General features: G+C 58.9%; 7 protein-coding genes and 3 pseudogenes. 4 read left to right on the top strand and 6 right to left on the bottom strand.

The window, feature by feature from the left end:
- Positions 1 to 387 precede the first annotated feature (387 nt).
- A protein-coding gene (locus V8324_RS10255; RefSeq protein WP_336419838.1) for an IS5 family transposase occupies positions 388 to 1,156 on the top strand; the annotation gives its coding sequence in 2 pieces (ribosomal slippage) (positions 388 to 710 and positions 709 to 1,156; 771 coding nt in all).
- A 54-nt stretch (positions 1,157 to 1,210) separates the two neighbouring features.
- Here V8324_RS10255 and V8324_RS10250 read toward each other — a convergent pair.
- From V8324_RS10250 to V8324_RS10235, 4 genes are all read right to left on the bottom strand, one after another.
- Positions 1,211 to 1,900 carry a response regulator transcription factor gene (locus V8324_RS10250; protein WP_336419837.1) on the bottom strand — a complete coding sequence of 230 codons (690 nt, stop codon included), beginning with the start codon at positions 1,898 to 1,900 and terminating at the stop codon, positions 1,211 to 1,213.
- 94 nt (positions 1,901 to 1,994) lie between these two features.
- Positions 1,995 to 3,578 carry a sensor histidine kinase gene (locus tag V8324_RS10245; protein WP_336419836.1) on the bottom strand — a complete coding sequence of 528 codons (1,584 nt, stop codon included), beginning with the start codon at positions 3,576 to 3,578 and terminating at the stop codon, positions 1,995 to 1,997.
- Position 3,579: 1 nt separating this feature from the next.
- Positions 3,580 to 5,088: an ABC transporter ATP-binding protein gene (locus V8324_RS10240; protein WP_336419835.1), complete on the bottom strand. Its 1,509-nt coding sequence runs from the start codon at positions 5,086 to 5,088 to the stop codon at positions 3,580 to 3,582.
- 14 nt (positions 5,089 to 5,102) lie between these two features.
- Complete coding sequence (locus tag V8324_RS10235) at positions 5,103 to 6,167, bottom strand: hypothetical protein (protein ID WP_336419834.1); 1,065 nt, start codon at positions 6,165 to 6,167, stop codon at positions 5,103 to 5,105.
- 194 nt (positions 6,168 to 6,361) lie between these two features.
- Between V8324_RS10235 and V8324_RS10230 the strand changes: the two genes are divergently transcribed.
- The gene (locus tag V8324_RS10230; RefSeq protein WP_336419833.1) at positions 6,362 to 6,646 is read left to right on the top strand and encodes a hypothetical protein; all 285 of its coding nucleotides are present in this window, start codon (positions 6,362 to 6,364) and stop codon (positions 6,644 to 6,646) included.
- A 12-nt stretch (positions 6,647 to 6,658) separates the two neighbouring features.
- On the opposite strand, the pseudogene V8324_RS22375 reads toward V8324_RS10230, so the two are convergent.
- Positions 6,659 to 6,808, bottom strand: a pseudogene (locus tag V8324_RS22375) (hypothetical protein); the annotation flags it as partial.
- 614 nt (positions 6,809 to 7,422) lie between these two features.
- Between V8324_RS22375 and V8324_RS10225 the strand changes: the two are divergent.
- A pseudogene (locus V8324_RS10225) lies at positions 7,423 to 8,439 on the top strand (IS256 family transposase); the annotation flags it as partial.
- A 296-nt stretch (positions 8,440 to 8,735) separates the two neighbouring features.
- Here V8324_RS10225 and V8324_RS10220 read toward each other — a convergent pair.
- Positions 8,736 to 9,839, bottom strand: coding sequence for an IS110 family transposase (locus V8324_RS10220; protein WP_442970509.1), 1,104 nt, complete (start codon positions 9,837 to 9,839; stop codon positions 8,736 to 8,738).
- A gap of 109 nt (positions 9,840 to 9,948) precedes the next feature.
- On the opposite strand from V8324_RS10220, the pseudogene V8324_RS10215 reads away from it, so the two are divergent.
- Positions 9,949 to 10,182: pseudogene (locus V8324_RS10215) on the top strand (IS256 family transposase); the annotation flags it as partial.
- Positions 10,183 to 10,360: the final 178 nt, after the last annotated feature.

Genomic DNA, 10,360 nt, shown 5'->3' with positions numbered 1-10,360 from the left:
CCGACCTCGAAAATCGCGAAGCAAAACCCGCTTCAGCGCAACGCCGCCACCCAGAGCCACTATCGCGGAGCGATTTAGTGCATGCGCAGGGAGCGGAGTTTGCAAAGTTTGGGCTGTTTCTCGAAAGCGGACCTTCAAGCTGGATGCAGCGAACAACCGGTTGAGAGCCCAAAGTCGCTAATGCAGCGGAGAGCACAAAAGCTTGGGATGGCCGCCAAACTGTCGTTCAACGATGGCGCGCGGAATGCGGTCCACGCAACGTTTAGAAAAATTGCGCTTTTCAGAAGAATTTTGAGCGTCATCTTTAGCCAGTACACCCATAAATTCCTGTTCAATCACATATGTTTGTGATTCAATTCTCGCGACATCAATGGCGGGAGCAGTCAAATGGCGCGATCAGACATGAGCGATCTGGAGTGGGACTTCATCAAAGCGGTCTTGCCCAACAAGACGCGGGGCAAGAAGCGCGTCGATGACCGGCGCGTGATCAACGGGATTTTCTATGTTCTGCGCACCGGCATTCCATGGGCTGATTTACCCGGCGAATACGGCCCGCCAACGACGGTCTATAACCGCTTCAATCGCTGGAGCTACGCAGGCCACTGGGACCGGATCATGGACGCGATCGCCGACGCCCACAACGTGGACATGGTCATGGTGGACGGCACGAGCATCCGGGCGCACCATGCCGCGACGACGCTCAAAAAAAGACCCGCGCCGCTGTTTAGGTCGCTCTCGGGGCGGATTGGGGACGAAAATTCATGCACTTACAAATCAGGACGGTCTGCCGTTCCGGTATGAACTGACACCCGGACAAGCCCATGACGCGCCGCCCTGCAAGACGCTCCTGGACAATCTTCAACCCGGCCAGCATGTGCTGGCAGACAAGGCCTATGACGCCGACTGGATCAGGGAAATGATCTGGGAACAGGGCGCAATCGACGTGATCCCGCCCAAAGCCAATCGAAAGCTCCCAGCCGATTTCGACGCTGAACTTTACAAGGAACGCAACAAGATCGAACGGTTCTTTGGCAGGCTGAAAGCCTCCTTCCGACGCATCGCAACACGATACGAGAAAACGTCACGCAATTTCTTGTCGATGATCAAACTGGCGTCCATCAGGCTGTGGATCGAGTTTTATGAGTCCGCTGCCTAGCACTCTTATATGTTTCGGCCTTGTCAGGTCGCACTGTCCCGCGTCGGCGGCGGTTCACCGGTGCGGAGAGATTTCGTTCATTCTATAGCCAACATTCCGTAGCGTTACGATCCGCTCTCCTTCGCCCCCGATTTTCCGACGCAGGCGACCTATATATACATCGACAACATTTGTCAGCGGGTCGGCGTTCAGGCCCCAGACGGAGTTCAGGATGCGCTCGCGGGACAGGACACGGCCGATGTTGGTGAGAAACAACAAGAGAAGGTCACGCTCCTTCTTCGACAATTCGATCTCTGTGCCGCCCAGCGTGACTTGCAGTGAAGTCATATCAAAGGAAAGCGTGCCGTGGGTGATGACATCTTCGTCTAAATTTGACGCGTAACCTGTCGACCGCCGGTGCAACGCTTCAACGCGCGCGATGAGTTCGTCGAAGTCGAAGGGTTTCGCGAGGTAGTCATCGGCCCCCATTTTCAGGCCATCGACCTTCTCTTCCGGGCTGTCGAGAGCGGTCAGCATTAGGATCGGCGTCTTGGATTTGCGCGCGCGCAGTCTGCGGCAGACGTCCTGGCCCTGGATGCCGGGTAGCATCAGGTCCAGAAGGATAACGTCGTAGCTGTTGGAGGCCGCATGCTCTAATGCGATTTCTCCGTCAGCGACGTGTTCGACGGTCCAGCCTTCAGCCGACAGACCGCGCCGGATGAAATGGGCGACCCGCGCTTCATCTTCGACCAACAGTATGTTCATAGGGTTCCATCCTGGTCGCTGACAAACTCAAAGAACCATTACCGAAAAGAGGTTAAACCGAAGCACCGATGGTCGACAAGCATCGACACAAGCCTCAAGCGGATTTGCGCTTGGACGGGGCGGCGACCACTTTCATCCGCGGTTGCGTCGGCAACTTGATCACTACCCGCAATCCACATTCCTCTGGGTCCTGAAGGGCCACTGTGCCACCATGCGCCTCTACGATGGATTTCACCACCGGCAGGCCGAGGCCGCTCCCTTCAATCCCTTGACCGACAGCATTGGAGCCACGGAAGAAGCGTTCGAAAGCCTGGGACTTTTCTGCGACGCTCAAGCCGGGGCCATCATCCTCAACCTCTATCAGGCAGGTCTCGGAGTCGTTTTCCAAGGTTACAGTGATCGTTGGCCCCCCGTAGCGGCGCGCGTTGTGCAATAGCGCCAAGACACACTGGCGGATTCGGACTTCGTCCACATGCGCAGTGACCGGGGTTTCCGGTGTGCTGATTTTGACGGTCGCGGGAAACATGGCGACGGCGTCGTCTATGACTTTTCCGAGGTCTGTTTTCTTGTGGTCAAGCCGCAATCGACCGGCCTCGTATCGGGCCATGGTGAGCATGTCATCGACGAGGGTATTGGTATGTTTTGCACTATCGCGAATACGGGCGAGTGCATCCGAGACGTCTTCGTTTAAATTGCCGGAGGTGCGCAATGTCACGTCCGCCTCACCCAGTATGATCGCCAGAGGCGTACGCAGTTCGTGGCTGATATCCGCAATCAGCTGCTTGCGGTTTTCCTCGCCAGTTTCGAGCTTTCGGATCAGCTTCTGCAAATCCGACGTCCGCGCCGTCACGATCTCCTCCAGCCGTTTCTTTTGTTCCTCCTGGCTGATCTCGCGGGTGGCCAGGCCTTTGGACATGTCGCTGAGAACGTCACCGAGGTCGCGGAATTCGCGGCTGCCGCCGAGCGCAATCGGCTTGCCATACTGGCCACCACGCAACCGTTCGATGCTGTTTTTCAAACGGATGGTCGGGCGCCTGATCAGCCGATTGAAGGACAGCAACCCCGCCAGCAAGAACAAGGCTGTTGAAATCAGAACCCCGTAGACAAGCGACCTGTTCCATGCACGGAATTCTGCGGCATCGGCCAGAACCTCCGCGACCTCTTCCTCCTCTTCTTCCAGCGCGGCAACAATTTTATTGTGCAAACGAATGTCAATGTCGCCATCCAACAAGGCGGCCAGACGCTCGATCTGGAGAAAGCTGTCAATGGGGTCGCCAGCTGCGTTAATTGAGGCCACGGCGGCGTTGATCGAACGGATGTCCTCTTCAAGCTCGTCGAGAAACCCCAGTTCTTCGATCTCTTCCTCGCCGACCATCTCGATTTCGCGGGCGATGATATCCCGGATGTCTGCGATGTTCTGCTGGATGGCCTCCCGCAGTTCCCGTTCGCCTTCCCCGCCATCGCGGTCACCGATCAAAAGCGCGTCGCCGTGCTGTTTGAAGAGCCGATAGATATTGGCTTCGAGCTTCAGATGCAGGCCATAAGCCTCCTGCGAGAGCTGTGTCCGCTCGTCCCACCACTTGGATCTATCTAGGCTGTACAGCGTCAGGACCGAAAGCCCCCCGATGAGGACTAGGACTGCAACGGCATAGGCCCCGAAAAGTGTGGTCGAACGCATGTCAGTCGGCTTTCAGGTTTTCTGACATTATGGAGTGATTTTCGCCCTCGTCTACTATCACAGTGGTTGGGCTGAGCTCTTGAAGCGTCGCGAGCAGGCCGTCCCGTTCCGGGTCTACGTTCCAGCGCAGCGAAGAGATCACGACAATTTCGGCCTGCCCCAAAACGGCCCGAGCGAGATCGAGCCGCAGGGTTTGCGCTGCGCTAAGCCCCTTGCCGTTTTCAGAGAGGCGCTGGTCGAGGCCCCGGTGGGCTGCCAGCATGTCGCTCAGGCCGAAGGCGCGCAACACGTCACAGACACGGGCGTCCTTTGGTCGTTTTGGTGCGCTTAGCGTTGCGGACCGCCGCAGGCTGCCTTGCAGGCCGATGTGAGTGTCGCCGATGTAGGCGACGTGTGGCGTCTCGCTCCCTTCGTCAAAAGAGACCCTCACGCCCGCATCCTGATCGAGGCCGGCAATAAGGCGCGCGATTTTAGCAGAAGCGGGTGACTCAAGTTTGGTAAGCGTGCCCGCCTCGGCCGTAAAGTGAACCGGCTCACCAGCGATTTCTCCTCGAACTGTGACAGAGGCTGGATGCTTGTAAGGCTTGGTGAGTCTGGGAATTTCGGGTTCGTTCAGCAACCGCATTGCTTTCTCGCGTGCCACAGCCCAAGCGCAATACCGGTCCCATGCCGCGCCAAGGTCTTGCAGGGGCAAGGCGACGAGCGCGAGGACGGAAAGGCTTGCCGCCACAGTCGCAGGTGTCGTGCTGCCGAGGCTGGCGAACCACAGGATCGCCAAACCCGACAGGGCCACGCCTGCCTGCAGAATCGCCTGCAGTCCCGTCGTCCGACCAACCCGCGCAACAGCATTCGCCTTAAGCGCGTCCCCTTGGTCGTCCAGTGCGCGCAGTTCCTTGGCGGTTCGCCCCATGCGGTCCAGTTCCGGCGCAATGGCGATCCGTTCGATCATGGCAATGGCTATATTGGCGCGGCGCTTGCGAAGCCGCTGGTGCCGTCGCTCCAAACGCCAGGCAAGGATCGCCATTAGCACCATCGCGAAACCCAGGGGCGCAAGTCCGGCCAGCGCGATACGCTGGTCGAGCGAAACCAGGATGGCAACGGCACCAGGCAGGACCACCAGCGCCGTCAGCACGTCGGGCAAGCCGCGCCCGAACCAGAGGCGGGCCGCTGACAGGTCACCCACGAAACGCAGCGCAAGCGCGCCGACGCGACGCTCCTCATGACGAGATTTCGGCAGGCTGGCAATCTTGGCATAGAGCTCGTGCCGGAGGGCGATCGCGTAGCTTTGTCCCAGACCTTCCGCCTGGCGGCGTGAGACGTAAAGACAGACCGCTGCAATGGCACCGGCGAGCGCAAGTTCCCAGACAGTCTGCAAGTTCAGTGCTTCACCGCCATGCAGTGCTGCAAAGGCGTCGCGCGTGGCAAAGGCAGCGACGGCAAGGGCCACAGCCTGCAAAATGCCACAGCCCACAACAAGGACCGCGCTCAGGGCGCGGTCCCGGTTCGCCACAGGTGGGAGTGTCCTCATTCGGCCGCGTCTTGTACGGCACGGCGCATCAGGGGCGCGACATGCAATTCGATGGCGTCTCTCGACCAGAGGTCTTCGCGTGACAGGATCGGCAGACCGGTCGCCTCGGCGGCTTCGGCGGTCGCCAGCGGCGAGCAACCCACCATGCCGGAGATTGCGAAAGGCGCGAGGCCTTTCTGTTCCAACACCGTCACTCCGCCAACCGCGCTCAGCGCATCCGGTGCCGCGAAGAGAATGCCGTCGAGGCGGTCGCGAATACGGGAGGCATTGAGGATCGCTTGGGTCTCCTGTTGAAAAACGCCGTCGGCGATCTCGACCACGACGACCTCGGCGCAGCGCGCCGCCGCTGTGGCGACAAGCGTATCGAACCCAGCCTCGATGCGTTCGAGCGGCATCCGGAAGGTTGTCGCCATGCCGACATCGGTGAAGTCCAGAACTGGTACGCCTGCGTCCGCGAAGCTGTTGAAGTCGCCGAACGCCCCCGTTCCGGTTGCCTTCACACCGGCCACCGCATAGCCGGCACGCATCAGCCCATGGGCAAGACTGGAGGCGGCCGTCGTTTTGCCGGAGTTCATCGAGGCCCCGAACACGCCGATCACGGTCACGGTCTCATTGGCGGGCATGGCTGGCAAGGCGTAGTCGGCGACATTCAACACCTGACCTTTCGCACCAGTCAATAAGCCGAGCGGCTTCAGCCGGGTCGGTTCGTCCATAAAATCGTGGGTCGCATCGATACGCCCTGCAACTCCGCCACCCGCCACGAGATCAATCAGATCGTCGTCGATCACGGCGCTGGCAAGGAATTGGTCCGGGGCGTAACGGTCGCCGAGGCAGAGCACGACCAGATCGCCAGGATAACTCGCCGACACGCGACGCTCGGCCAACTGGATTGTCTTGTGTTGTCCGATTTCGATGATTTCGCACAGGATCAGGTCACCGGATTTGGCATGGGCCATGTTCGTGGACATACCGCAGACGTCAGACCGCTCCACGCGGCGGGTGGTGAAGGCCCATTTTGCATTGTTGCAGTGGAAAGGGCGCGGGTCGGAAAGGTGTGTCATCGTTTACTCCCGGGTTGGCATTACATTGCAACCCTTATGCCGTGGCAACGTGAGACAAATCGGACAACCAGATGAACGCCCAGTATGGCTTTGGATGAACGCCCGATGAACACGCGCCGATGAGAAATCGGGTAGCGATATGCACCCTGAGCAAGACCGCCGCGGAAAACCCTCTCTGCAACGGATAGAGTTATGTGCATTCGACGGCGTCAATCATCGCCGCCGTCATCACCACCGTCATCACCACCGTCATCGCCACCGTCATCGCCTCCATCGTCATCGTCATCGCCACGATCGTCGTCTCGGTCATCGCTACGATCGTCGTCTCGGTCATCGTCGCGTTCGTCGTCTCGGTCATCGTCGCGTTCGTCGTCTCGGTCATCGTCTCGGTCATCGTCTCGGTCATCGTCGCGTTCGTCGGAAGAGTCGGGCTGAGCCCGGTTGTCCCGTTCCTCGTCTTCCCCGCGCCGCACTTCTAAGATCGTGATCTGGCCATCTCCGTTGTGGTCAATCAAGCGAAGTAGCCTGATTGCGCCATCCTGCCCAAAAGCTGCGACCAGCTCATCGAAGCTCAGCACACCGTCGGAATTGGTGTCTACCGACCGAAAACTGGCGGTTTGAGCTGACGCGGGTAGAGCCATAATGAAGACTAGCAGCAGGAAAAGGCCCAGAAACACAGGCAGGACCAATCCAGGACTCGAAAAGTCACTGCTCCGGCTAGCCATCTGAAAGCATTTGCTTTCATTTCGAAAATGCATTGCAGGTGCCTGAGATTATGGAGCGGTACCTAACCATATTTAGGTTTGGCGGTGATGTCACTGTTTTCAAGGTGAACAACACCCGAGCGGAACGATGAACGTCAGATGAACACGGCGGGGACAACCGATTGACACCAGCTCGGCATTTCAGCCGCCCGAAACCAGTTGGCTGACAGCGCTATGCTTTCACCAAAGCCCGCAAACGGGCTTGAAGCGTGCTTTCGCTCTGGCAGTTCGAACGGCAGCGAAGTCCCGCACACTACCAGTTCGCCAACTGCTCGATTTTGCGCCCGCGGCGAATGGCCGGAATGCGGGCTGCGATCGCAGCATCGTGGCTGGGTGTCGAATGTCTCTTATGGGCCGATCACGAGATCCGTGAACGCAGTGCTTTGAAAACCAAGCGAGAAACGCGCGAAAGTTGGTGATGCCCTGAGGGGCGGCATATCATGGCGGTGTTCAGACGCCGTCAATTCTCAGCCGAGAAAGGGATATGCCACATGTCAGAGAATACCATCACTGAACTGCCCGATCCATCCGGATTTGGCACCGACCCATTCACCGACGTCCTGCGCGATGGAGCCCGCAAACTAATTGAACAGGCGATCCACGCCGAGCTGGCCGCACTGATGAACGCCTTTTCCGGGGACAAGCTCGAGGACGGGCGGGCACGCTTGGTCCGACATGGTCATCTGCCGGAACGCGAGGTGATGACCGGCATAGGTCCAGTGCCCGTGAAGGTGCCGCGGGTGCGGGATCGGGGTGCTGGCGAAGACAAGGTCAGGTTCATGCCCAGCATTCTGCCGCGGTATCTGCGCAAGGCGAAATCGGTCGAGGACCTGTTGCCGTGGCTTTACCTCAAGGGCGTTTCCACGGGCGATTTCACCGACGCGCTGGAGGCTCTGCTGGGCCCGAATGCCAAGGGCCTGTCCGCAAAGACCATCACGCGGCTGAAGGCCGACTGGTGGCACGACTATGAGGCTTGGCAGAAACGCGACCTCGGCACGCGCCACTTCCTCTACATCTGGGCCGATGGCGTCTACTTCAAGCCGCGGATGGCTGAGGAAAAACAGTGCGTTCTGGTGATCGTCGGGGCGGACGAATACGGCCGGAAGGAGCTGCTGGCCATGACCGACGGCTTTCGCGAAAGCACGCAAAGCTGGCGCGAGGTCCTGCTCGATCTCAAGCGCCGTGGCCTGAAACAAGACCCCAAGCTGGCCATTGGCGACGGTGCCCTGGGGTTTTGGACGGCGCTGCGCGAGGTCTTTGCTACGACGCGAGAACAAAGGTGCTGGGTCCATAAAACCATGAACGTTTTGAATGCGATGCCGAAATCCATCCAGGCTAAGGCTAAAGGCCATCTGCACGATATCTGGCAGGCCGAGAAAAAGGCCGAAGCCAACGTCGCCTTCGACTTCTTCGTCGAGACCTACGGCGTGAAGTGGGACAAGGCGGTTGCCAAGCTGGTCAAGGACCGGGATGCGTTGCTGACCTTCTATGACTATCCAGCGGAACATTCTCATGATCGTAGTCAATGGTTTTGTCACGCCGAGCCGATCGGCCCAATCGCCGGAGGCGTTATCTTATAGATGTGCAAGGCTGGGGGTGGAACTGAGACGACGGTTGAGCATACTCTCATGCGCGGGTTGGATACCGCATGACCGTGGTTGCGTCCTGGAGCTGCCTCTTTCTGGAAACGAGCGTCAGCCTTTCAAGGGCTGGCTCACAATGTTTCCCAAGGGTTCTCCACCGTGTTCCACCCCCAGGTTTGCACATCAGCTGAACGGGATGTTGCGTTTGTGATGAATGAGCGTCAGGCGGGGCTGGCCTCCTGCGCAATCGCCCAGATGAAGCCGACCATCTCCCGTGCAATCGCGGTGTTGGCCACCACTGTCGGTTTGCCGCAAGCCACAAGGTGCTTGTAGCGTCGGCACATTCGCATCTGGCCTTTCCAGGCGATGTCGCGCACGGCTTGCGGGAGACCCTCCATCCGGTCTACCTGCTTGCGACCGACACGGGGTTGCATCCTGTAGCTCCAAGCGCCTTCAATTAACACGCGGCGCGCCAGGCTGCTGCCAACTTTCGTTATGCCGCCACGCCTGACCGTGTTGCCACTGGAATGTTCGGTGGGGGTTAGACCGAGATAGGCCATAAGCTGGCGAGGCGTTGCGAACCTGCGGAAGTCTCCAACTTCTGCCACAACGGTGACTGCGACAATGAAGGCAACACCGCGCATGGCCTGTATCGCCTCAACAATCGGGGCGAGGCTCCAATCCGGGAGCAGCTCGGCAATCTGCGCCTCAAGCCGCGCGACGCGCGCTTCGGCGTCGGTCACGGCGTGAATGTAATCCTGGAAAACGATCTGTTGGGCGGAATGGTCAAACCGGTTTGTCGACAACCAGCGCCGATAGGCTTTGGTCCAACTCTTCTTGCCGGGATAATGGCGGCCATGTCTGAGCAAAAAGCTCTGAAGATGTTGGCGGGCCTGGTTTGCAACGCGCACAGCCGTGGCGCGTGCGCGCACCAGGTCACGCATCGCTTCATGTTCGACGTCCGGAACCCAGACGGGGGTCAATTCGCTGGCTCGATGCAACTTGGCAAGCATGCGTGCATCACGACGATCAGTCTTCACACGGTCGCCTGCTTTCACAGGAATGAGCGAGGGGGCGACAACCATGCAATCATGCCCAAGCTCGACAAGTTGACGGTAAAGGCCATAGCCACAGGGGCCGGCCTCGTAGCAGAAATACAGTTGCTGCCCTTTGGCGGCCAGTTGCTCCGCAAGCTTGCGGACACGATCCGGTCGATTGCGCTGCTTGCCCCAGTCTCGCACTTCTCCTCCACGCTCGCCATCAGCAACAGCCACGGATATTGTCGCTTTGTGGACATCCAGCCCAATAAACATGATATCCTTCATTGGTCTCTCCTCCATTCTTGAGGCTCTGCGCCAGAACAACTGGCAAAACCCTCGCAGCAGAATGCCGCAGGAGAGGCCGCCTGGTCCAATTGACTGCGATCATAAGGTCTGGAAACATGTCCGGACGTCAAACCCGATCGAAAGCACCTTTGCTACCGTCAGGCATCGCACCAAACGCACCAAGGGGTGCCTCAGCCGAAAGACCGGACTGGCCATGGCCTTCAAGCTGATGATGTCAGCGCAGAAGAAATGGCGCAAACTCGACGGCCAGAACCGCCTGCCCGAGATCATCCAAGGGGTTGAGTTCCGCGACGGGCTCCGCCACGATCAAATCGCCGCCTGATCAGGCGTCACCAACTTTTGCCCATATCTCAAACCAAGCTCCAAACAGCCCCATATCCGTCATGCTGGATTCATATTTCTGTGCTGTATGGAAGCGTCCGTGAGTGGATAGTTTCAGCATTTTCGGCCCGTTGGCTTCAAGGCTGGCGGGCCTATTTCTACGGTCCGCTGAGTCCCGC

Source organism: Roseovarius sp. D22-M7 (assembly GCF_037083785.1).
Taxonomy (GTDB): Bacteria; Pseudomonadota; Alphaproteobacteria; order Rhodobacterales; family Rhodobacteraceae; genus Roseovarius.
This window is presented reverse-complemented; position numbering and strand designations above follow the sequence as displayed.

What these genes read in the sequence shown, in the direction of transcription:
- V8324_RS10250 (WP_336419837.1), bottom strand. Translation starts at nt 1,900, where the DNA reads ATGAACATACTGTTGGTCGAAGATGAAGCGCGGGTCGCCCATTTCATC.
- V8324_RS10245 (WP_336419836.1), bottom strand. Translation starts at nt 3,578, where the DNA reads ATGCGTTCGACCACACTTTTCGGGGCCTATGCCGTTGCAGTCCTAGTC.
- V8324_RS10235 (WP_336419834.1), bottom strand. Translation starts at nt 6,167, where the DNA reads ATGACACACCTTTCCGACCCGCGCCCTTTCCACTGCAACAATGCAAAA.
- V8324_RS10220 (WP_442970509.1), bottom strand. Translation starts at nt 9,839, where the DNA reads ATGAAGGATATCATGTTTATTGGGCTGGATGTCCACAAAGCGACAATA.